At 60.0% G+C, this 23,082-nt stretch carries 17 protein-coding genes; 5 read left to right on the forward strand and 12 right to left on the reverse strand.

The window, feature by feature from the left end; all coding sequences use genetic code 11:
- Positions 1-50 precede the first annotated feature (50 nt).
- Positions 51-1,529 carry a glutamate synthase subunit beta gene (locus BGE01nite_RS22420; RefSeq protein WP_146853899.1) on the forward strand — a complete coding sequence of 493 codons (1,479 nt, stop codon included), beginning with the start codon at positions 51-53 and terminating at the stop codon, positions 1,527-1,529.
- Positions 1,530-1,941: 412 nt separating this feature from the next.
- Here BGE01nite_RS22420 and BGE01nite_RS22425 read toward each other — a convergent pair whose 3' ends face one another.
- The 5 genes from BGE01nite_RS22425 to BGE01nite_RS22445 form a co-directional block, all read right to left on the reverse strand.
- Positions 1,942-2,358 carry a hypothetical protein gene (locus tag BGE01nite_RS22425; RefSeq protein ID WP_146853901.1) on the reverse strand — a complete coding sequence of 139 codons (417 nt, stop codon included), beginning with the start codon at positions 2,356-2,358 and terminating at the stop codon, positions 1,942-1,944.
- Between the two features lie 150 nt (positions 2,359-2,508).
- The gene (locus BGE01nite_RS22430) at positions 2,509-3,009 is read right to left on the reverse strand and encodes a GNAT family N-acetyltransferase (protein WP_146853903.1); all 501 of its coding nucleotides are present in this window, start codon (positions 3,007-3,009) and stop codon (positions 2,509-2,511) included.
- A gap of 18 nt (positions 3,010-3,027) precedes the next feature.
- A complete protein-coding gene (locus BGE01nite_RS22435; protein ID WP_146853905.1) occupies positions 3,028-4,299 on the reverse strand; it encodes a hypothetical protein in 1,272 nt (423 codons plus the stop codon).
- Positions 4,300-4,391: 92 nt separating this feature from the next.
- Positions 4,392-6,032: an FAD-dependent oxidoreductase gene (locus tag BGE01nite_RS22440; protein WP_146853907.1), complete on the reverse strand. Its 1,641-nt coding sequence runs from the start codon at positions 6,030-6,032 to the stop codon at positions 4,392-4,394.
- Positions 6,029-7,297: a LamG domain-containing protein gene (locus BGE01nite_RS22445; RefSeq protein ID WP_146853909.1), complete on the reverse strand. Its 1,269-nt coding sequence runs from the start codon at positions 7,295-7,297 to the stop codon at positions 6,029-6,031. The genes BGE01nite_RS22440 and BGE01nite_RS22445 overlap by 4 nt, the downstream gene beginning before the upstream one ends.
- 240 nt (positions 7,298-7,537) lie before the next feature.
- Here BGE01nite_RS22445 and BGE01nite_RS22450 point away from each other — a divergent pair, with 240 nt between their 5' ends.
- Positions 7,538-8,626, forward strand: coding sequence for a Fic family protein (locus BGE01nite_RS22450; RefSeq protein ID WP_146853911.1), 1,089 nt, complete (start codon positions 7,538-7,540; stop codon positions 8,624-8,626).
- Between the two features lie 23 nt (positions 8,627-8,649).
- On the opposite strand, the gene BGE01nite_RS22455 is transcribed toward BGE01nite_RS22450, so the two are convergent.
- The 7 genes from BGE01nite_RS22455 to BGE01nite_RS22485 form a co-directional block, all read right to left on the reverse strand.
- On the reverse strand, positions 8,650-11,274 hold the full coding sequence (locus BGE01nite_RS22455; protein ID WP_170266983.1) for a right-handed parallel beta-helix repeat-containing protein: 2,625 nt from the start codon (positions 11,272-11,274) through the stop codon (positions 8,650-8,652).
- 228 nt (positions 11,275-11,502) lie between these two features.
- The gene (locus BGE01nite_RS22460; protein WP_146853915.1) at positions 11,503-11,988 is read right to left on the reverse strand and encodes a GNAT family N-acetyltransferase; all 486 of its coding nucleotides are present in this window, start codon (positions 11,986-11,988) and stop codon (positions 11,503-11,505) included.
- 65 nt (positions 11,989-12,053) lie between these two features.
- Positions 12,054-12,275: a hypothetical protein gene (locus tag BGE01nite_RS22465; protein WP_146853917.1), complete on the reverse strand. Its 222-nt coding sequence runs from the start codon at positions 12,273-12,275 to the stop codon at positions 12,054-12,056.
- A 113-nt stretch (positions 12,276-12,388) separates the two neighbouring features.
- Positions 12,389-13,039 (reverse strand): single-stranded DNA-binding protein, encoded by a 651-nt coding sequence (locus BGE01nite_RS22470; RefSeq protein ID WP_146853919.1) that lies wholly within the window; start codon positions 13,037-13,039, stop codon positions 12,389-12,391.
- 72 nt (positions 13,040-13,111) lie between these two features.
- The gene (locus tag BGE01nite_RS22475) at positions 13,112-13,576 is read right to left on the reverse strand and encodes a RidA family protein (RefSeq protein ID WP_146853921.1); all 465 of its coding nucleotides are present in this window, start codon (positions 13,574-13,576) and stop codon (positions 13,112-13,114) included.
- A 430-nt stretch (positions 13,577-14,006) separates the two neighbouring features.
- Positions 14,007-15,782 carry a suppressor of fused domain protein gene (locus BGE01nite_RS29460; RefSeq protein ID WP_218033069.1) on the reverse strand — a complete coding sequence of 592 codons (1,776 nt, stop codon included), beginning with the start codon at positions 15,780-15,782 and terminating at the stop codon, positions 14,007-14,009.
- A gap of 417 nt (positions 15,783-16,199) precedes the next feature.
- Positions 16,200-18,164 (reverse strand): phospho-sugar mutase, encoded by a 1,965-nt coding sequence (locus BGE01nite_RS22485; protein ID WP_146853923.1) that lies wholly within the window; start codon positions 18,162-18,164, stop codon positions 16,200-16,202.
- Between the two features lie 334 nt (positions 18,165-18,498).
- Between BGE01nite_RS22485 and nusA the strand changes: the two genes are divergently transcribed.
- From nusA to rbfA, 3 genes are all read left to right on the forward strand, one after another.
- A complete protein-coding gene (gene nusA / locus BGE01nite_RS22490; protein WP_146853925.1) occupies positions 18,499-19,758 on the forward strand; it encodes a transcription termination factor NusA in 1,260 nt (419 codons plus the stop codon).
- 82 nt (positions 19,759-19,840) lie between these two features.
- Positions 19,841-22,120 (forward strand): translation initiation factor IF-2, encoded by a 2,280-nt coding sequence (infB, locus tag BGE01nite_RS22495; RefSeq protein ID WP_146853926.1) that lies wholly within the window; start codon positions 19,841-19,843, stop codon positions 22,118-22,120.
- Positions 22,121-22,210: 90 nt separating this feature from the next.
- Positions 22,211-22,591, forward strand: coding sequence for a 30S ribosome-binding factor RbfA (gene rbfA, locus BGE01nite_RS22500; protein ID WP_146853928.1), 381 nt, complete (start codon positions 22,211-22,213; stop codon positions 22,589-22,591).
- Positions 22,592-23,082 lie beyond the last annotated feature (491 nt).

Raw genomic sequence — 23,082 nt, forward strand, 5'->3', positions numbered from 1 at the left:
CATCCCCTCCTCAACACACTCTGACACTCTCTCTTTCAAAACGCTAGACCATGGGAAAACCAACCGGCTTCATCGAATTCACCCGAGAACTCCCTGCCGACCGCGATCCGCTTGAGCGCATCAAGGACTGGAAGGAATTTCATCTCCACCTGCCTGAAGACAGCCTGAAGAAGCAGGGCGCGCGCTGCATGGACTGCGGCATCCCTTTCTGCCACAGCGGCACGCTCATCAGCGGCATGGCCAGCGGCTGCCCGATCAACAACCTCATCCCTGAGTGGAATGATCTGATCTTCCGCGGCCTGTGGAAGGAGGCGCTCGACCGTCTGCACAAGACGAACAACTTCCCTGAGTTCACCGGCCGCGTGTGCCCAGCTCCCTGTGAAGGCGCCTGCGTCCTCGGCATCAATGATCCGCCGGTCACGATCAAGAACATCGAGGTCAGCATCATCGACAAAGGCTGGGAAGAAGGCTGGGTCGTCCCCCAGACGCCTGAGCGCCGCACCGGCAAAACCGTGGCCATCATCGGCTCCGGCCCTGCCGGCCTCAGCGCCGCCGCGCAGCTCAACCAGGCAGGTCACACCGTCACCGTCTTTGAACGTGCCGACCGTCCGGGCGGCCTGCTCATGTATGGCATTCCTAACATGAAGCTCGACAAGAAGGAAGTCGTGCTCCGCCGCGTGAAGCTGCTGGAAGACGAGGGCGTGACTTTCAAGTGCAACGTCAACGTCGGCACGGACATCACCGCCGAGCAGCTTCGCAAGGACTTCGATGCCATCATCGTCGCCACCGGCGCCACGAAGCCGCGTGACCTTCCGATCCCCGGCCGCGAGCTGAAGGGCATTCATTTCGCCATGGACTTCCTCACCGCCAACACCAAGGCCGTGCTGGATCCCTCCGGCAAATACATCACCGCCGACGGCAAGGATGTCGTCATCATCGGGGGTGGTGACACCGGCACTGACTGCGTGGGCACCAGCATCCGTCACGGTTGCACCACCGTCACGCAGCTTGAGATCATGGCCAAGCCGCCGCTCAAGCGCGCCGCGAACAACCCATGGCCCGAATGGCCGAAGGTCTACAACATGGACTACGGCCAGCAGGAAGCCGCCGCCAAGTTTGGCGACGATCCCCGCGTCTATCTCACCACCGCCACGCACTTCGAAGGCGATGCCGATGGCAATGTGAAGGCCGTCCACGTTGTCAATGTCGAGTGGAAGAAGGACGAGAAGGGTAACTTCGGTCCGCAGAAGATTCCTGGCACAGAGAAGGTCCTCCCCGCGCAGCTCGTGCTGCTGGCCATGGGCTTCCTCGGGCCTGAACAGCCGCTGCTGGATGCCCTGAATGTCGAGCGCGATCAGCGCAGCAACATCAAGGCCGAGCACGAGAAATACACCACCAGCCTCCCCGGCGTCTTCGCCGCCGGCGACTGCCGCCGTGGCCAGTCCCTCGTCGTCTGGGCCTTCAACGAAGGTCGCGGCGCCGCACGCGAGTGCGACCGCTTCCTGATGGGCGAGACGAGCCTTCCGTGATCGTTGGTTAGGCTAATTGATTCAATCATGACCCCAAGGTTCGCGAGAGCCTTGGGGTTTTGTTTGGCCACAGTATGTCAAAGGCGCGGAGCGTCCCGGAGTGCGGCGGCAGAGAGGCACGGAACAACCGTGCCTCGTCGACACCGCTCTCGTGCGCACACGACGTTTTCTTATCACGATGGTAGCGTGTTCGCACTCAGCGGTGTCGCGCTTGAGCGCTTCCCACCGCCCCCCACGACGCTGCCGCGACTTCGGTGTGCTGTATGATGCCAGCGCCTGATGTGGATATCTTTATCTTGATGCCTGTTGATGATGCAAAAGAAACGGCACCCGATCGGGTGCCGTTCATGGTTAGGCTGGAATGAGTCAACCTCTGCGCTGGCCCAAAAGACCAGAACCTTGGGAATCTGCATCAGCGCTTGGGCTTGCGACCTGCGGAGCCAGTTCCTTTGGTGCCAGCGTCACCGCCGGGTTTACGGCCAGCAGAGCCGGTGCCTTTGGTTCCTGCATCGCCGCCTGGCTTGCGACCTGCGGAGCCGGAACCTTTGGTGCTCGATCCGCCGCTGGGTGCGAGGCCGGCGGAACCCGTGCCTTTAGTGCCTGCGTCGTTGCCGGGCTTACGGCCTGCAGAACCTGTGCCTTTGGTGCCCGCGTCACCGCCTGGTGTGCGGCCAGCAGAGCCGGAGCCTTTGGTGCTTGAACCGCCGCTCGGTGCGAGCCCGGCGGAACCTGTGCCTTTGGTGCCTGCATCACCACCAGGTGTGCGGGCTGCTTTCTTGGATGTGACCTTCTTCGCCGTCGCCTTTTTTGATGCTGCTTTTTTGCTCATAGGTAGGGAGATGGATTTTCTAATCCAATGACAAGCTAGCCTAAGGGTGGTGATAGAGACAAGATCAGAAATGAGCTCGCACATCGAATGAAACCAGAGCCTTGAAAATCACTTCCCCGCTTTCCAGTAGCGTCTGACATCGAGATTCCACTAACGACGCTGATAAATAAGCATGGGCATGCCGAAGACGATCTCTTCATGTGAGCGCTCAAAGCCAAGCTTCTCGAGGACGCCTTGGGAGCGGAGGTGATCCGCATGTACATCCGCAAACAGAGGTGTGCCGCTGAGATGTGTGTCGAACCAATCCAGCCATGCGCGACCGACTTCGACAGCATAGCCCTGACCCCAATAAGGGCGTGCCAGACGAAAGCCGAGCTCGATGCGCTGGCCATCGGGAAGGTGATGCAAGCCACAGTCACCGATGGCGACGCCAGTTTCGCGATGAATGATGAGTCGCTTGCTGAATCCGTGGCGCATTTCGTGATCGACATAACCAACGATGCGACGTCGAGTGTCCTCCAGTGTGGCATCCGCGCCTTTGGGGATGAAGCGCATGACTTCGGGATCCGAAAACCAGGTGAAGGCTTGCTCGGCATCCGTCAGCTCAAAGGGCCGGAGGCGAGTGCGCTCAGTTTCGATCCATTCAGTCATCGGAAAGGTTGCTGGAGATTACTGGCCAGCCAGCAGCAGACGCTCCCAGGCCATCTCCACCCAGAAGAACTGGGAGTAGTAGAGCTTGGTGTAGTCGTAATGGGCGATGAGCTTTTCCAAAGCCGGGCGATGCTGCTTCAACACCGCAGCATCAGAAGCGAGGGTGACGATCCACGCGGCGGCGGTGGGCTCGCGGACGAAGGCGGTTTCCTTCGGGCGACGCGGGGCCACTTTGACAAAGTTCCTCAACTGGGCTTGGGCCAGTGCCACCGATTCGTGCTCAGTCTGCTGTGGTTTCCACTCGGCGTTCATCACGCGCCAGTTCATCTCAAAGGGGCTGGTGTCCGCGTTGTCGAATTGCTCGGAGAGCGAGAGACTCTCCGCAGCAAGGTTTGAGCTTAATGTTAGGCCCTTGGCGTAGTCGGCTTTCAATGTGGCATCCGTCTCCAGTTCCCACAAACCGCGCAAGGCACCCACAGCGGCGCAGGAGGTCCAGTTGTGCGTCTTCGCGTAGAAGAACTTCATGCCACCGGCGCAGAGTTCCTGCTTGGAGAGGTTGTGATCACCTCCGCGCTTGGCCAGTTCTGCCGTATACAGGGTTTGCCACTTCGCATCGCCGGTGACGCGGTGAAGAATCTTCATGGTGAAGAGCATGCGCGCGGCCTCTTCAAAGTGAAAGCCATTGAAGGTGCCGCGTGTGTTGAAAGGTGGTTCGGCGGGCATCTTCCAGTCCAGCTTCACGATCTCCTCCGCCGTCTCGGTGATGTGCTTGGCGATGCGCTGCTTCTCCGCAGCCGTGGCGAGATCTGACTCCCAGTAGCGCCACAAGCCGAGAAACCAGGGCATGGTCTGGTCATTCGATCCCATGGGGTAGTGTGATTTGCCATCCGTGCTCACACCACGGCCCACGAAGCCCTTCACCTCGCTGATCGAGTTCAGCAGGATCAGACCTTCCATGAGCTTGCGTGCCTTCACTGCATCCGCGTCCGCCTTCGTGCGCTTCCAGCGATGCATCGCCGCATCCATGTAGAGGCCGTTGAACATCGCCCCATTCTCGATCGGTGCCCACCAGCCCAGCGCGTTCGGCTTGCCCTCCTTGCACTCCTCCGGCGTCGGCAGGGAGACCTTCCCCTCCATGTCCACGAAGTCGATCATGATGCCGTACTCATCCATGAACCGACGCCAGATCTCGGTGTGCGCCTGCTCTGCCGCCGTCGAGGTGTCCGCCGCGTGAAGCGGGCGGAAAGCGGATGCGGCGAGGGTGGAGAGGATGAAGGCGCGGCGGTTCATGGAGATGTGGAACAGTGGAGTGATGGTGTTTTGAAAGTCAACACTCCACGCTCCCGACACTCCACCTGAATCTGAAAGGCCGGGCGGTGCTGTCAGTTGGCGGGACGATCAGGAGTGGGCGCGTGCAGGACCTGTCCGCTCGCCAGCAACTGCTTGCGCAAATCGGCATAGCTCACCTGCTGCACGGTCTGATCGCGATCCATGGCGATGACCGCAGCGCTCGCCGCCGACTGCGCGGCGACCATGAAAGTGAACTCGATCCGATACGCTCCATACGCGACGTAGCTCGACGAAGGGCAGGTCGGCGTGAGGAGATTCGTGCATTCGGCCACATGCGGGACCAGGCTGCGATAAGGGATGCCGCAGGGGATCCAGTCCTCCTTCTTGGATTCATTGAAGACTGCGCCTTCGCTCCAGACGCGGCCATCTTTGACGATGCGACGTGCGTGATGAAGATCCGGCGGCCACCAGATCAAGCCCACGCTGTCTTCGACGGGCTGAGGATTGTCTTTGCGCACGTGCGCCTCCGTCAGCACGAAGTCACTGACCATGCGGCGGCCGTTGCGCACATAGAAGATACGCGGCCAGCCGTCGTTGTCGGTGAACTCATCTTTGCAGCGTCCCCAGGGGGCCCAGGCCTCGCGTTGTTTGGCAGGCACAGCGGGGTCATTGGCCATGAACCAATACACACCCTGGATGTAGTCGCGGCTGTCACGCACCATGCGCTCACGATCGGCGTAACTAGCGATGGGATAATTATGGTTCCAGCCCGTGCAGTTGCCTGCCAGGAAGTGCCATGAGCCGGGATCAGTCTTGCCATTCGGCAGACCGGCGGAGGGTGCATTGATCACGCCACCAGCGGCCAGATAGCGGCGGTGCAGCTCATAGTGCGAGGGATCGTAGCCCGCCGGTTTCTCCATCGGCAGACGATTGGTGGGATCTTTGGTTAGGCAGAGACGGAAGCTGTAGCCCTGGATGCTCTCATCCGCATCGCCATGGGTTCCGAGCGGGCCTTCCTGAACGCCGAAAAGCAGTCCGCTGGAGGCATCACCAGGGACGCGATACGGATCCACTTTCCGGTCAAACTGTCCGTGCCTTGTGTCATTGCGGATGCCATTCTTGGTCTCTCCATACTTCGCATTGGCCTCGCGACCGACAGAGAAACGGGTGCCTGCCAACGCGAGCAGGTCGCCTTCATAAGTGGCATCGATAAACATCCTGGCATGCACGTCGGCGCCGTTTTCGAAATGCAGTGCGGTGATGCGTGCGCCGTCCTTGGTCACGCCCTTTTGCTCTTTCAAACGATGGCCGCGCCGCACGGTGATTTTGGGTTCTTCCGCCGCCCATGCATCCCACACGGCCTCGGCCACATGGGGCTCGAAGCGCCAGAGGTCGGGTTCCTTGCGCCGTTCCGCCACCATCGCGTCAAACTTCGTCTCGCGACCATACTTGGCACTGGCGCGGCGGTAGAACTCCAGCGCGAGTCCGCCGACGGCGGGGCTGTTTTGAAATTCCTTGTGGTTGTCGATGTCCGTGCCGCCCAGTCCTTCCACGCTCATGCCGCCCAGATGCTGCCCTGCCTCCACCAGCACCACGGTCTTGCCTTCCTTCGCCGCCTGCACGGCGGCGATAACGCCGGCGCTGGTGCCGCCATAGACGCAGAGATCTGCTTCCGTGGCGGCTTGAGCCGATAACGTCAGGAGCGCGAGAAAGGAAAGGAGGGCAGGCTTCATGGCTGTGCTGAAACAGGCTTCTCCTGCGCGATTTTGGACAGCTTCTCGAGTTCCGTTTCTGATAGTGCCCGGTCAAACACCGCCACGCCGCCGATCCAGCCGGTGAAGCCCACGCTGCGGCTGCTGTGAATGACACGCCCGATGGTGAAGGGGCCGCCCGAACCATCGTTCTTCGGCGTGTAGAGGTCGTGCGGATACCACCAGGGGTTCAGGCTCAAGGCCACCAGGTCACGCTTGGTTTCGAGCCATTGGCCATCGGCGGTTTTGGACTCGGTGACCTGCACTTTCGTGTAGCGGAATTCATGGATCACCTCGCGCTCATTCGCGGTCTCACTGAGTACCTGGGTAGAGATGATTTTGTCCTCGGGAGGATTGTAATACTGGTCCGCTGGAAAGTTCGTGTCCTCGCCATCCTGCCGTTCTGGGATGCGCGCGTAGTGCCCCTGCATGTAGGCGTTGTAGGCATAGGAGATCAGGCCGTCCTTCTTCGGGCCTTCCAGCCAGCGCTTGCCTGACTTGCCATTCAGCCAGCCGGTGAGTTCATCCTTCTCATGATCGAAGGTCATGGCAAAGCACTGCCAGGCTGCATCCAGCACCTCTGGAGGTGCCTCTGCAGACACCTTGGGCGAAATGCCGACGGAGTTGCACTTGTGGAGCGCATACTTGTTCAGGAAGGAACTGGCGCCGTTTTCCGACACGTGGCCGCAGGCGCTGCCCTCCTTGTTGAGCCCGGTAAAGAGCGCGTACTGCCGCTGGCCGCGCTCCACCTTCGCGATGCTGGCGGTGCTCTTCTCCTTCAGATCCGTGCCTTCATGCCAGATGCCCGCCAGGGCATGATTGCCGCTCTCGCGCACGGCCCACACCACCACGCTGACCGATTTGCCCGCGCCCTTGATGTCGATGGCCGAGTCATGCAGACGTTCGCGGGGCACAAAGAGGAAGGGGCGGAAGTCCGCGTCCGTTTCCTTTACGATGCGGATGGCCTGCCCAAACGGTCCACGCCCCAGCAGCGGAAAGTCCGCATACGTCGCCTCGCGCCCCTGGCCCCAAAAATCCTTGATGTAGTTCCCCGCATCCAGCGGGAACTCATTCGTCGCCCCCGCAGGCACATGCGCCGTGAAACGCCGCGCCCCACCCGCCTCCCGCTTCACAAAGTCCCAGAACGCCACGCACCCAGATGTGTCCGTCACCATGGCCACCCGGTCTGCAGTTTCAGCGAAGAGGCTGGAGGAGAAAAGAAGGAGGGCGATGGCAGTACGATGCATGCCTCATGGTTAGCGTCAGTGACATTGGGACGCAAACTGACGGGTGGGGTTGGGTCATCACCTGAAACAGTAAGATACACCGCGAGAGGTTAGAAAACCGCAGAGACCTGATTTAGAAGCAATCTTCTCTGCGGTCTTCTTATCTCTTGCGGTGCCAATTGATCGTTCGGGACTTCTGCTTATCCGAATCGGTCAGAATCGGCTATAAATGGACCGAAATGAACTGAATTGGACTAGAAAATGGCCAAATTTGGACGAAAATGGACGGTGCTCACGCCACTTCCCGACTCCATCCCCATCTCCCCGGACATGCTTCGGCTTGTCAGTGAGATCGACGAGTTCAAGGGGCACTGGCGGACTTGGCAGTCACTAACACCGGATCGTCTGCAAGGGTTACGTCGCGTTGCCACCATCGAGAGCATTGGCTCTTCCACCCGCATCGAGGGCTCGAGGCTCAGTGACCGGGATGTCGAGGCGTTGCTTGGTCGACTGGAGACGAGGTCTTTCGCAACCCGGGATGAACAAGAGGTCGCGGGATATGCTTTCGTCATGGAGCAGGTCTTTGCGCATTTCGGCGAGATCCCGCTCACGGCAAACATGCTCAAACAGCTGCATCGAGACCTGCTTCAACACAGCATCAAAGACGAACGCCATCGCGGTGAATGGAAGACCCTGCCTAACCATGTGGCGGCTTTCGATGCCGATGGCCGCGAGCTAGGCATTGTCTTTGAGACTTCGAGCCCTTTCGACACCGCCGCGCATATGGATGCGTTGCTTGACTGGCATCGCCGTGTCGAGGCGGATACAGGGCTGCATCCATTGCTGCGCATTGGTATCTTCGTGGTGGGTTTCCTTGCCATTCACCCTTTTCAGGACGGCAATGGTCGCCTCTCCCGCATCCTCACCACGCTTCTTCTTCTTCGGGCAGGATATAGCCATGTGCCCTACAGTTCGCTGGAGAGCACCATCGAGCAAAACAAGGAAGGCTACTATCTCGCGCTTCGTCGTACGCAGATCACTTGGCGCGAGAATGCTGCCGACTGGCACGCGTGGCTCCTCTTTTTCCTGCGCAGCATTCGTCAGCAGATTACACGTCTCCAGAAACGTCTTGATGCCAACCGTCCGCAGCTCTCGCCGCTTGCGCGCCAGCTAGCCGCGCTCTTTGAAACCCGCGAGACCCTAACCAACGCCGAAGCTGTGAAGCTCACCGGCTCCAACCGGTCCACCATCAAAGCAAAGTTTGTTGAGCTGGTCGAGGCCGGGCTGGTCGAGGCACACGGTAAAGGGCGTGGAGCCTACTATGCGAAGAGGCTTCAGCCATCGAGCTGAGGCCCAGAAGGAGTCCTGCCGAGCTATGGTGCCTTCGTTTGCTCCAGCTTCAGATTGTCCACGAAGAAGGCGGTCTTGGTGGTGCCGAGGGCGCTGAAGAGGAGGTAGTGGGCAGAGGTCCAGGTGGGTTGGCAGGGGAGGGCTCTATGCTCACTGTTCGTGCCGTCCTGGCGGGTGAGGGTGAGGTCGTAGGTGCTGGCGCCGGTGGTGGCGGTGATCTCGATGCGGAACCATTCGTTAGGCGGAATGTCGGCGAGGGGGATGCTTTTGCCGTTGTTGGCGACAAGCTTGCCTTTCTGCCAGCGGATGTAGGGGCCAGCGGCGAACTGGCCCTCTTTGTTGCGCATCTCGAAGAACCAGTCGGCGCCTTCCTGGGCGGTGATATCGAAAGCGACGTGGAAGGTGCCGGACTCTTCCCACTTGGGGTAGATATCGAGCACGGGATCATAACTATGTGTTAGGCCTGGAGCGTCCTGAATCTTGAGGCTGCGCTTGGAGGTGCCGCCGATGGGGGAGCCGAGTTCATCGGTGACGCCGATACTTTCGCCTTTGTTCTCGTTGGAGTACTTGGCACCACGGATGGCGAGGGTGCCGAGAGAGGCGCGCTCGAAGCTTTGATCGATCTTGTAAGGTGGGGCGGGCCAGGGTTTGGCATCGGCTTCCCAGGCGGGGTAGTCGTGGCCTTTCGCAGCGAGGTCATGCCACTTCGTGTCTTCCTTGCGCACACCGGCGAGGGTGAGGTCCCAGGGCTTGAAGCCGATCTTTTCAGCAGGTGAGCCAGGCTTGAGGCGGAAGTCGCGCTTGGCGATGTCGACAAACAAAGGGTCGGCGAACTGGCTGCCTTGGTCACGGCCCATCTTGAGCCACTCAATCCAGGTGAAATGAGTTTTGGTTAGGTGAGCGGGGGTCTTGCCATCGGTGGGCCAGTAGAGGTTCTTGCGGAAGACGAGGCTGTCTTTCGGGTCGCCGCGCTCGGTCTTGTCAAAGAACTTCCAGTTCCATTCACCACCGTCCAGGAGAGGCGCGGAGGGATCCCAGACGACGATGTTGTTCATGTAGCGGAAGCGCAGGCGGGCCTCGTTGCGGCTGGCCTGGATCTGGGCGCTGTGGCCGAAGGCAAAGATGTTGTTACGCACGGTGTTGAAGTAGCCGTAGTGCTGGTGAAAGCCGGCGTTCCAGGTGTCATGCACGAGGTTGTTCTCCATGATGGTGTCACTGGCGCCTTCATCATTGTAGAGACCCCAGCCGCCGTAGCGATGGCTGGCGATGTGATGGACGTGATTCCCGCGAATGATGGTGCCGGGCGAGGTGCCGAGACCGTAGAAGCCGCCCATGTCACTGAGGTAGGCCCAGCCGAGATGATGGATGTGATTGTTCACCACCAGGGTCTCGCGTGAGGCGGTATCGCCATAACCCCAGTTCCATCCGGCGCTGATGCCGCTGTAGTAGAGATCGCCAATGTCACACTGCATGACCGTGCACTTCTGGGTGTGGGTGAAGACGATGCCGCAGGCGCTGGGATGCAGGCGACCGCCGTGCTGGATGATGCAGTCATCAATGACGATGTGATGGTTCACACGCTCATCGGTTGGGCGTGTGGTCTCGCCGACATACACGCCACCGCCGCCGAGGTCATGGAGATGGCAATGCTTCACGGTAGAGTCAGCGCAGCCGTTCTTGAACCAGAGGGCGTGCAGGCCGGTGTGGGCGATCTCGCAGTTGATGAAGTCGATGGCGCGGCTGTCCTCGATCTCGATGCAGCCATCAGTGGTGGTGGCGGCCTGGCCATCGTGCAAACCTTCGGCGGGATAGAGATGATTGCTGTGACGGAAGGAGATGCCTTCAAAGCTCACCTCGCTGGCGCCTTTCATGATGATGAACTTGTCCACCACGGGAGCGATGACCTCGGCCTGGGTCATGTCTTCACCGGGCAGCGGATGGTAGAAGAGCTCGCCCTTGGCTTTGTCGAGAAACCACTCGCCGGGGGCATCCAGAGCGGCGCGGAAATTTTCCATCCAGAAGCGTTGGTCGGGCTCGAACTCGACGAAGGGATAGCGTGAGCGGCCTTTGATCTGCACGGCAAGGGCATCATCATTCAGCGCCTTGATGCGGCACTGGCCCACGGCCCAGGCATGAGTGACGGTGATGAGCACGTCATCACGCTCGGCCTGCGGGATGGCCTTCAGCACATCATACTGCTGCTCAGGGATGCTGAAGGCATGGAAGTTCATGTTCTGCTTCAGGTCCGGAAACACATTCGCTCCGACAGCTTCGGTGATGTGGTAGTAACCTTTGTTCGGCGATCTTGCGAGCGTGGCACGGCGGCCATTGATCCAGAGCTGCTCGAACTTCCAGGCTTTGTCGGGCAGCGTGGCTTTCCACAATCCGCCCTCGGCTTTCTGCCAGCCGGTGACGGGCTTGCCAGCGGTGAAGATGGCGTTTTTGGCGATCCAGGAGACGTTGGAGTCGTCTTTGCCGAGAGTGATGGTTTCGGTGATTGGATGTACTCCGTCCTCGACGAGGATGCGCACGGGCTTCGGGGCCTTGCGAGCTTGCTCGAGTACGGCGAGGAGGTTGCCGGGCTTGAGGGGGAGGTCTGTGGCGAACGCGGAGGTGGTTAGGGTGAGCAGGAGAAGGGTGCGGAGCATGGGAGGGCTAACCATTGATGATTTACGATTTATGATTGATGATTTGAGCCGGAGGGATGATGCTGAGCCTGAGTAAGGTTGGAGCGTCTTATGAAGTTTGTGGATCAGTCGCTTTGGCGAGAGCGCCGGAGGGCCGGCGCAGTCCAGGACGCTTCGCGAGTGCGGGGCTCTGGTGGCGGTTGTGTATCGATTGGACTTCGTTCCGCACAGGGGACTGTGCGGACCACTTTAAATCTCGGCCATGCGTTGCAGGGCATCACCGGTGACGCGCATGATGCGCCAGTCGGACTTCATCTCGGCGCCGAGGCGGTGGTAGAAGTCGATGGCGGGCTGGTTCCAGTCGAGCACGGTCCATTCATATCTCCCGCAGCCGCGCTCATGGGCCACTTTGGCGACGGCCGTGATGAGGGCTTTGCCAAGGCCGCAGCCGCGTGCGGCGGGCTGCACGTAGAGGTCCTCGAGATAGAGGCCGGGCCGGGCGAGGAAGGTGGAGTAGTTGTGGAAGAAGATGGCCATGCCTGCAGGCACGTCATCGACACTGCCGATCAAGGCCTCGGCGTATTTGCTGGAGCCAAAGAGGGTGTGACGAAGACTGTCCTCGGTGGCGACGACTTCGTCCGTGAGCTTTTCGTAGTCGGCGAGATCGCGGATGAGCTGGAGGAGCACGGGCACATCGGCTTCCGTGGCGGGACGCGTGGAGATGACGGGTTTCACCGGGCAGTGATGACACGGTCCGGGAAATGATGCCACGAGCAATTCAGCGCGATGAGCCCAGGCGGCTATTTGGCGACGACCTTGTAGGCGCTGGGGTTCTTCTTGTAGGCCTCCATGCACTCCACGGAGCAGAAGATGATGGTGCCTTCATCGCCGAAGGTGCGGTAGATGAGGCGGCCTTTTTTGCCGTCGACGGGGCAGGCTTCGTTGATGGGCGGGCCACCTTTGGCGAAGACGGCGGTGATGCTGACCAAAGCGAGCAGCAGGCTGGGGATAAGGGCTTTCATGGTGGTGTGCGGGGCTGGCACAGGCTGAAACGCAACAGCCCCCTAGTTTCCTAGAGGGCTGCCAAAAAGGACACACGGATGCGCAAGTCACGCGCACGCCTGCACATCAAAAATCAAAATGGGATGTCGTCGCCATCAAGGCCGTCCGTGATGGGGCCCTCACCGAAATCGTCCTGCTGCTGGGCTGGAGCGGGACGCTGAGGCGGCTGCTGGCGTGCCTGCGGAGGGCCTGGACGCTGGAAATTGCCTCCGCCAGCACCGCCTCCGCCGCCGTAGCCACCACCTCCATTACCGCCACCACCACCGCCTGCGGGGCGACGATACTGCTGCTGGGGAGGTGCGGCACTGTAGCCGCCGCCACCACCGCCACCGCCTTCGTCATCACCCTGATAGCCGCCGCCAGCACCGCCGCCACCGCCAGCCCCACCGGGGCCGCTGAGGAACTGCATGTTTTCACAGACGATGCGGATCTTGCTGCGCTTCTGGCCGGTGGCCTTGTCTTCCCAGGTGTCCATCTGCAGACGGCCTTCGATGAAGACAGAGCGGCCCTTGGCGAGGTATTGCCCGGCCAGCTCGGCCTGCTTGTTCCAGAGCACGATGTCGAGATAAGTCACCTCTTCCACGCGCTCACCGCTGTTCTCATTCAGGTAACGACGGTTCACTGCGATGGCCATGTCACACACGGCGCTGCCTTTGGGCGTGTAACGCACCTCCGGGTCGCGGGTGAGGTTGCCGATGAGCATGACTTTATTGAGAGAGGCCATAGAGGTGTCACCTTAGCCATTTTGAGGCTCAGGGGGCAACTTTTTTGTCGCAGACCTGCGAAGGATTCCGGGTCAAGGGCCGACCTCAAAAATCCCCTCAATTTCCACGGCGATGTTCCCGGGCAGGGAGCCCATGCCCACGGCGCTGCGTGCGCCGATGCCATTTTCCTCGCCCCAGATCTGGGCAAAGAGCTCGCTGCAGCCGTTGATGACCTTCGGGTGGTCGGCAAACTCCGGTGTGCTGTTCACCATGCCGAGCAGCTTGATCACCCGCTTCACGCGGTCCAGGCTGCCGAGCTCTTTTTTCAGGGTGGCCAGCATGGCCAGACCGGTTTGGCGCGCGGCTTCATTGCCTTGCGAGAGATCCAGATCCTCGCCCACGCGACCGCGGATCATGCCGCCATCGGAGAGGTAAGGACCATGACCGGAGATGTAGGCCACATTGCCCACAACGACGACGGGTTTATAAATGCCGCCCCGGGGAGGAGCAGGTGGAAGATCGAGGCCAAGATCAGTGATTCGGGATTCAGCGGACATATGGCGGATGGATTAACGGCGCGATGCTGGCGATTTCTCCGCCGCCGCTCAACACCAAACATCGGTATCGATGTAACAATTGGGTGATTTTCAGACTTCCTTGGGAAAACAGACGGGGCCTTGCGAATGTGCTTGAGTCTCACGAGGTTGTTTTGTTCTGTCCTCGCGTCCGCGTCCCGCGATCAAGGGAGGTGAACCTGAGGCGAATTATGCAGCCACAGCACCGGACACCCAGCCCTCGCCAAGAGAATGCCTTGCGCATGGTCATGCCCAAGGTCTTCCCCGTCTGCTGACGCTTTTCCAGCTAGCCATTGAGCAAGGTTCGGCGGCGAATGTGCTGCATGCTGTGTTTGTGCGTTCGGACATAACACCTTGGATCAGTGAGCCACTCGTCGGGAAGTCAGTCTATTTCTCTTGTTGAATCACAGATTCAGACCACACTTTTGCGGGAAGGATTAACCAACTCTGTGATCTTGGCTTTCTCCAGGCGGTCCATCAGGGCCTGCGCGCCTGCCTTGAGCTTGAAATCCAGTTCAGAGACCGTGAGAGGGATGGCTGCCAGAAAGCGGATGGTGCGGGCAGGCGGCACCAGCAGTTCGTGAAACTCCACGCTGGTGGTCATCGGCGGGATGAGCATGAAGCCAGCGAGCTTCGTTTCATCCGCCAGTGGTTCAGGAGGATCTCCGTTGGGCACGGTGTGCCAGTAGCTGAGCCAGGTGGTATACTCATGCGGCAGGCGCGCGAGCATCTTCAACCAGCGGACGGGCCAGTAGTTCCGTTCGTCCTTGAAGGCCTCCTGGCTGAGCTTCCAGTTAGGCGGGAGGCAGAGCATGATCTCGGCATGCTGATATTCCTCCGCACCTTCCGGCGGATGCATCGGCAGATCGCTCATGCCGCTCGTCACCAGAGTGTACCATGGGCGCTCCTGGGTGGGATTGATCACATGGATGTCGATGTGCACCAGATCAGACACCAGTTCGTGCCAGACGAGATCCACCTTGCCAAAATGCTCCTCCAGATGCTGGTCGACGGCCTGGAGGTTTGATTCGCTCATGTCAGGCGGCACGAAGCCCGGCGCGCGTGCTTGATGGCGATAAAGAGTGCTTCCACCTTCACTCACGCCATCAACCCTCGACACGGGCTGCGTGGGCAGGAAGCGGGCCTGATGCTCATTGAAAAGCTCATTGTTAGCCGTGGCGACAAGCTTCAGCGGGCTGTCCTCATGCTCCGGCAATGTGCAGGTGAGGATGCCGTCCTGCAGTTCGTAGGTGCCTTCATAGTCCTGATCGAAACTCGGAGCATCCTCCTGCACCTCACCGTTGATCAAAAGGTGGCCTGTCATGCTCAGCCAGCAGCGCTGCTCCACATCCAGCCGCCACTGGGACGTGATCCATTGAGACCCGATGGTGCCATCCTCTCCGCGGTGCATCACCACCTCGGACTCCCAGGCCCAGGTTCCTGCCAGCGTCTCGGGTGAGACTTCCTTGGACGGCAGAGGTGGAGGCGTTGTCTTGCGGACTTCCTCCCACTCCTTCGTGGCTTCAATGCGCTTCTCGGAGATGCGCCTCTGCATGTCTCGTGTCCCGACGACAGTTGTCCATGGCACGCGCAGATCATCCGGCCAGAACTTGTCGGGAATGATGAGCACATCATGGACCTTTTTCACAAGCACGAGCAAGGGCAGGAGACGGCCGCCGAGTGCCTTTTCCGGCAGATGCCCCCGATGTGCCCAGAACGTGCTTGTGAAACAGTGAAGTCCCTGGCTGAAGGAAGCTGGGACGGCCATGCCAAAAGCGCGGTCGTGTTCATTCCGCAGATGTTCCACGATCTCCTGCTCCTCCGGTGGAAACTCCTCCGCCGCTATCTCGGAGAACTTCGCTTCGGCCAAGGCCTGGGCGATTTTGGGAAGCTTTTCCAAGGCCTCGTCATCAGGAGCATCGAGAGTGTATACAACCTCGCCCGGCAGATCGTCTTCGCCAGGCTGCCGGAGCGCCCGGTTGGCTACGATGACATGTCCCCAGACGATCTTGCCCTCGCGCCAGATCTCCTTCTGACGCAGGAGGGTGTCTACCAAAGGCTCCTGATCTGGTGTGACGCCTCTGAGATTCGCCGGGATGGGAAACACTTTGTCACTCCAGTTGAAGAACCAGATGCGCCGAGGTTGCGGGCCGAGTTGCTTGCGGATGAAGTCGAGGGAAGGGGCCATGCTGGAGCGGCCGGATGCTAGAGACTCATCGAGCTAAATGAAAGACTTTTTGGAACTGCTCAGTGGACAAGTTGCAGGCGTGCCCGCACGCATGAGCATTGCAGTCCTTGTGACTAGCGGAGCGCGGCGCTTCAGTCCGTCTTGGTCTGCGAAGCTTTAGCGAAGAAGACAGCGATCCCGAACGCAGACGCAGGGTGAGGACGCTGCTTGCGTGAACTGCGAACACAGAAGCCTTCGGTTTGAAAAGGCTCTGCTAGATAGGCTGGTGTTGGCGGATGGACACACTGCTGCGGGCTGAAGTGCCGCGCTCCTTCGGTGCTGTGACCTTCGGCATCGTTCGGTGTCGCACCATCGCGCAAAGAAGGCGGAACTCTTGCGAGTTCCGCCTTCTCAGATGAGTTTTGATCAACTACTTAGTTAGGCCAGTCGTGCATCGATGTCCTTCTCCAGCCAGGCCCAGAGGGTTTCGAGGGAGGCGGTGACTTTGGTCTTGGCGGCGGCGAGCTCGTCCTTGCTGAGTTTCTGGCCGGCGGCGGGGACCTGGCGGGCGAACATGTAGTACTTGATCTTCGGCTCGGTGCCGGATGGACGGACCGCGAAACTGCGACCGTCTTCCAGATCGACGAAGAGCATCTTCTCGGTGGAGACGGCTTCGCCCTCTTCATCGACGATGCCGGGCTTGCGGAAGTCGCGCACGGACTTCACGGCGCTGCCGTCCACCTCGGTCGGAGGATTGCTGCCGTAGCTGTCGGCGAGCCTGGCGATCTGCGCGGCACCGCTAGCGCCTTCAAAGACCTTGCTCTGGTTCACCTCGAGGAAGTAACCGACGTCACTGTAGATCTCATCCAGCAAACCAACAATGGTTAGGCCGCGGCTGGCGGCATAGGCGGCCAGCTCGGCAAACATGACGACGGCACCGTTGCCATCTTTGTCACGGCTGAAGTCATCCCCCATGTAGCCATAGCTCTCCTCACCCCCGAAGACGAGGAACTTGCTATGCTGGAGGCGCGCGGCGCGGGAGTCGGCGGCGTTCAGGTCGCGATACTTGGCGAGGATGTCCGCTGGCAGCGCAGCTTCATACTTGGCCAGCTTGGAGCTGATCCACTTGAAGCCGGTGAGGGTGTTGATGCACTGCACGCCGAACTTCGCGGCGATGGTGTCCTGCATCGGGCTGGTGACGAAGGTCTTCAGGAAGACAGCACGGTCTTTGTTAGACTCATTCAGGATGCCGAGATCAAACATCGTCTTCAGGCGATACCAGCCCATGAGAGAGCCGGTCTGGTTGCCGGTGAGCAGCACCATCTCACCCGCGTCGTTGCGCACACCCACGCCCATGCGGTCGCAGTCCGGGTCGGTGCCGATCACGATGTCCGCGCCTTCCTTGTTGGCGAGGTCCACCGCCATCTTCAAAGCCGGGCCGTTTTCCGGGTTCGGGGACTTCACGGTGGGGAAGCGGCCATCACGCACATCTTGTTCGGGGACGGTGAAGAAATTGAAGCCCAGCTTTTTAAGCAGCACGGGGACCAGCACGCCACCGGTGCCATGGAGGGCGGTGAAGACGATCTTGAGGTTCTTGGCCTTCTCACCCTTCAGCAGCTCAGGCTGCAGCATCATGGTCTCCACACGGGCCAGATAGAGCTCGTCCATCTCGGCACCCAGAGTGGTGATCTTGCCCTGCTGATCTTCCGGCAGCGGGGTGTAGGACTCGTCCTTGAGGGCATTCACTTCCTTGATGATGCCCGTAGCGTGGGGTTCCACGATGCCGGCACCGTCACTGAAGTTGACCTTGAAGCCGTTGTCGTGGGCTGGGTTGTGGCTGGCGGTCAGCATCACGCCGGCGTCCGCGCGGAGCTGGCGGACAGAAAAGGACATCTCCGGAGTGGCACGGCAGTCGTCGAAAAGATACACGTCAGCGCCGTTCTCGATGGCGATCTGCGCGCAGCGCTGGGCAAATTCGGGGGAGAAATGACGGGTGTCGTGGGCGAAGACGATGCTGGGCTTGCCACCGAGGCCGGCATTGGCGCGGTAGGCTTTGGCATAGGCCACGAGACCACGGGTGGCGCGGGCCACATTGTAGAAGTTCATGGCGTTCGTGCCCACGCAGGGGTGGTCCGGGCGCTGATCCGCCGCAGCCTTGCCACGCTCTGCGGTGGTCACGATCTTGCCAATCGTCCGTCCGCGCAGGCCGCCGGTGCCGAATTTCAGGGCCTGGAAGAAGCGGTCGTTCAGCTCGGCCCACTGTTCCGAGTTGGCCAGTTCCTGGATGCTGTCCCGGTAGACCGGGTTCGTGCTGGCGGCCAGAAGACCCAGGATGTTTTCGTAGCTGGCAGGGAGGAGCAGACCAGTATCGACGGCGGACTTGAGAGCGACTTCGAGGGACATGAGAGGGATCGGGGTGGAAGAAATGAAGGCCGAGAATAGCGGTTGGCCGCTGCTTGGCAATCCCGGCGGAGGGGTCAGGGCGGATTCTAGGGATCCGGGAGGCGGATAACTTTGGCCGGGAGGGAGTTTTGGGAGGGAGTCCGAGAACTGCTAATCATGGTAGTTATTCACAATTGGCGCCGTGTTTTACCCTAGAGAACTCCCTGAATTTCAGCTTGATGAATCATTCTGCCGGGCTACTCTGGGAGCTTCCTTTCCCAGGTTATGCCTGTCTGTTTGTTGCGAGAGTGGGGTGCGCCCCGCTCTCTTTTTGTCTGGGGGTGGAGTGATTTTTATGACATCGGAACTCAAAGCACTATTCGACTACTACGAGAGGGAAAAGGGCATCGACCGTGATCGCATGGTCGAGGTGCTCTCACAGGCCCTGCTCGCAGCTTCGAAGAAAAGCATCGGCCCTGCCCGTGAGCTGCGCATCGACATTGATCCTGACAAGGGCACCATCCGTGCCTTCGCCAAGCTCATTGCGGTCGAGAAGGTGAGCAATCCTTTCGAAGAGATCTCGATGGAGAAGGCCGTGAAGCGCAAGAAAGACGCGCAGCTCGGTGACGAGATCGAGCTCGAGGTCACCCCGCAGAACATGGGCCGCATCGCCGCCCAGACCGCGAAGCAGACCATGATGCAGCGCGTGCGCATGGCTGAGAAGGAGAACCTTTACGATGAGTTCAAGGACCGCACAGGCGACGTCGTGAACGGCACCATCCGCCGTTTCGACAAGAGCGACGTGGTCGTGGACCTCGGCAAATTTGAAGGCGTGATGCCTAACAAGGAACGCGTGCCGACTGAAGAGTACACCATCGGTGACCGCATGCGCTTCTACGTGAAGGCAGTGGAGAAGGAAGGTGCCCGCGGCCCTGAGATCGTGCTCAGCCGCGCGCATGTGAACTTCGTGCGCCGTCTGTTTGAATTTGAAGTGGCTGAGATCGGTGACCGCACGGTCGAGATCTCCAGCATCGCCCGTGAGCCTGGCTACCGCACCAAGGTGGCCGTGCACAGTGGCGATACCAAAGTGGACCCGGTGGGCGCCTGCGTGGGCCTGAAGGGCAACCGCGTCAAAAACATCGTTCGTGAGCTGAACAATGAGAAGGTGGACATCATCCGCTGGTATGCGGATCCCGTGGAGTTCATCAAGGAAGCCCTCAAACCTGTGAAAGTGCTGAGCATTCAGCTCTCCACCGACAAGAAGGCGGCCCGTCTCACCGTTCGTGAAGATGAGCTTTCCAAGGCCATCGGCCGCCGTGGTCAGAACGCCCGCCTCACCTCCCGCCTCGTCGGCATGGAGTTGCAGATCGAGCGCGATGAGCACGCGGAAGAAGTCTTTGAAGGACAGATGGGCCACGCGGCCCAGGACCTCGTCAAAACCCTTGGCATCAATCTCGAGACTGCCCGCAAGCTTGTCTTGGGCGGCATGGGTGACCTCCAGGTCCTCCGTCAGGTCGAAGTCGAAGATCTCAGCGACGCCCTCAATGGCGACGACACGCTGGCCAAACAGGTCTTCGAACGCATTCAGTCATATAACCCAGCCCAAGGAGAGTAGCTTATGAGCCTCTCCGCAGACATTCTTCACCACGCCTCTCCGACAGCCCCCTCAGCCGCTCGCACGACGCCCATTCCTTCACATGCCTCCTCGTTCCTCATCATCAAAAACCAGCAAAGCCAATCCGGAGAGCGAAGTTGTCGCTAACACGGAAGAGCTGGAGAGCGCCCCTGCCAAGAAACCGGCAAAGAAAAAGGAGGTGCTCTCGCTGATTGATGACGAGAAGCCGAAGACAAAACCCGCAGCGCGCCGTGAAGCCACCCCGCTGCCAGTCCTGGGAGCCAAGCCTGCCCCAGTCGCCGCTCCCACGCCGGAGCCAGCTGGCGAGCCTGAGCCAGCCAGAAAAACGGTCGATGACCAGAAGAAGGAAGCGCTAAATCTCTTTGAGGAAGATGAGAAGCCGAAGGTCAAGCGTGTCCGCACGAATGAGACCATCGCCAGTCTGGCACCGATCTCTCGCCTGAACGCTCCGGCTCCGGTTGTCGGTCCCGTGGTTGCTCCCGTGATCGTGGCCGCTCCAAAGCCTGCGCCTGTGGAGGCCGTGGCCCCCGCCTTCGAGGTCAATGAGGCGGGTGAAAAGATCATCCACCTGAAGCCGCCGATCATCGTCAAGGATCTGGCGGAAAAGATGGGCCTGCGACCCTTCAAAATCATCGCCGACCTCATCAACCTGAAGGTCTTCGTGGCGAATGCCGACAAGGCCATCGAGCTGGAAGTGGCCGAGAAAGTCTGTGAGAAGCACGGCTTCCGCCTGGAACGTGAGAAGCGCGAAAAAGGCGCCGGCGTGCACAAGGTCGAGGAAGTCATCGTCGAGCCTGTCGCCCAGATCGTCGAGGAAGTGGAAGAGGAGAAGCTGGAGCTTCGTGCGCCCATCATCACTTTCATGGGTCACGTTGACCATGGCAAGACCTCCCTCCTGGATGCCATCCGCAAGACCCAGGTGACCCATGGTGAGGCCGGCGGCATCACCCAGCACATCGGTGCTTACAGCGTCTTCCATAACGACAGACCGATCACCTTCATTGACACTCCTGGTCACGCGGCCTTCTCTGGCATGCGCGCCCGTGGTGCGAACGTCACGGACATCGTGGTGCTCATCATCGCTGCGGATGACGGCATCATGCCGCAGACGCGTGAAGCTCTGAACCACGCCAAGGCTGCGGACGTGCAGCTCATGGTCGCCATCAACAAGTGCGACCTGCCTGCCGCGAATATTTTGCGTGTGAAGTCCCAGCTTCAGGACATCGGTCTTGCGCCGGTGGATTGGGGTGGCGACATCGAAGTCATGGAGGTCTCCGCGAAGACCGGCCTGGGCATCGACAACTTGCTCGAGACCATGGCCCTCCAGGCCGAAGTGCTCGAGCTCAAGGCCGATCCGAAGGCTCCTGCCCGCGCTACCGTCATCGAGTCCAGCATGGTCCCAGGCCGTGGCCCCGTGGCCACTGTCATCTGCCGCCAGGGTACTCTCAAGGTCGGCCAGGCCTTCATCTGCGGCCCGCATTGGGGCAAGACGAAGGCGCTCATGAACGACCGCGGCCAGCCGATCAAGGAAGTGAAGCCCGGCATGCCGGTCGAGCTCGTCGGTTTCAGCGACATGCCACGCGTGGGTGATGAAGTGGTCATCATGGACAGCGAGCGTGCGGTGAAGAAGCTCAGCGAGGAACGCCTTGAGGAATCTCGTCAGGCAAAGCTGGTCACCCGCCGTCGTGTCACGATGGAAGACCTCTTCGCGAACATCGAGGAAGGCCAGAAGAAGGTCTTCAAGGTCGTGCTCAAGACGGACGTGCACGGTTCCCTGGAAGCCATCACCAAGTGTCTGGAAGAGATCGAGAGCAACAAGATCAACCTGCGCATCCTGCACAGCGATGTCGGCCCGATCAACGAGTCAGACGTGCTCCTCGCCTCCGGTTCAGATGCCGTCATCATCGGCTTCAACCAGAAGGTCGAGAACAAAGCCCTCACCACCGCCCGCCGCGAAGGCGTGCAGATCAAGCTCTACTCCATCATCTATGAGCTGATCGACCAGGCGAAGGAAGCCATGACCGGCATGCTGGACCCGCTCACCCGCGAGAAGGTCATCGGCCATGCGAAGGTGAAGCAGGTCTTCAAGGTGCAGAAGGGCTGGGTCGGTGGTTCTCAGGTCATCGATGGCCGCATCGACCGCAAGCAGCGCGCCCGCGTGCTGCGTAATGGTCAGGCTGTGTACGATGGTGGCGTCGAAACGCTGCGCCGCTTCCAGGACGAAGTCCCCGAAGTGCGCAACGGTCTCGAGTGCGGTATCAAGCTTCACGGCTTCTCCGACTACGAAGAGGGCGACATCATCGAGTGTTACGAACTCGAGAAAGTCCCGCAGGCTCTCTAAAGCGTAGAGTTATCAAAGCAGAGAGCGAGGCATCCAACCTTCGCTCTCTGTTTGTCCCCCCTTGTCTCATTATTTTTCTCTCTCAGTCTTATGTCCCAGCGCCTTGATCGTGTGAATGAACTCATGAAGCGTGAGCTCAGCATGGTGCTGGAGCGCGGCTACCGCTTTGAAGGCATCGTCCTCACCGTGCATGAGGTGGCCACCGCCCCGGACCTGCGCAATGCGAACGCCTGGGTCGGCATCCTCGGCAAGGCGCGTGATGAAGACGCCGTCATCGAGAAGCTGAACAAAGAGCGTGGCAACATCCAGCGCGAGCTCTACAAGCGCGTGAAGCTGAAGCACAGCCCGCAGATCCTCTTCCGTCTCGACAAAAGCATCGAGCGCGCGGTGAGCCTGATCAATGTCATCGACAGCCTTCCGCCTCCTGCTCCGGATCCCGAGCCTGGATCAGAAGAGGCGAAGGAAGGGTGAGGTTGATCATGTGTGGAGGAAGACGTGGGTCTTCCTTTCTGGAGCTCTGATGGCACCTCGATAGGCGCGGCAGCGTCGTGGAGTGAGGTGTGAAGCGCCTGAGCTTTACCCATAAGTTGATGAGCAGCAGGATAAGTGTGTCTGGAAGCCTCGGAGAGGCGGCAGGAAATAGCGCATGGCTTTAGCCGTGCGTCACCGCAACCAGCGCCATGGTTGAACCCAAAGTCCCAGAGGGACGAAAGAGAGCTTCGTTGCATCTGCTCCATCGCGCACACCTGCCGCCAAACCTGTGTCGACTGAAGATCCCAGCTGGCAGAGGCGAATGCCGCTCTCTTTCGTCCCTCACCGGGACTTGGCTGCGTTTAGAAAACGCCTGCACGATTACCCCCGGCTGAAGCCGAGGGCTATTTCCTTTCGCCTCTCCGAGGCTTCAAACCACCTCTGCCCGTGCACTGTTCAGCGAGCATTCTCAGTCCAGAGCAACTTATGGA

Source organism: Prosthecobacter gellanilyticus (genome assembly GCF_007992435.1).
In the GTDB taxonomy this organism is placed as follows: Bacteria; Verrucomicrobiota; Verrucomicrobiia; order Verrucomicrobiales; family Verrucomicrobiaceae; genus Prosthecobacter; species Prosthecobacter gellanilyticus.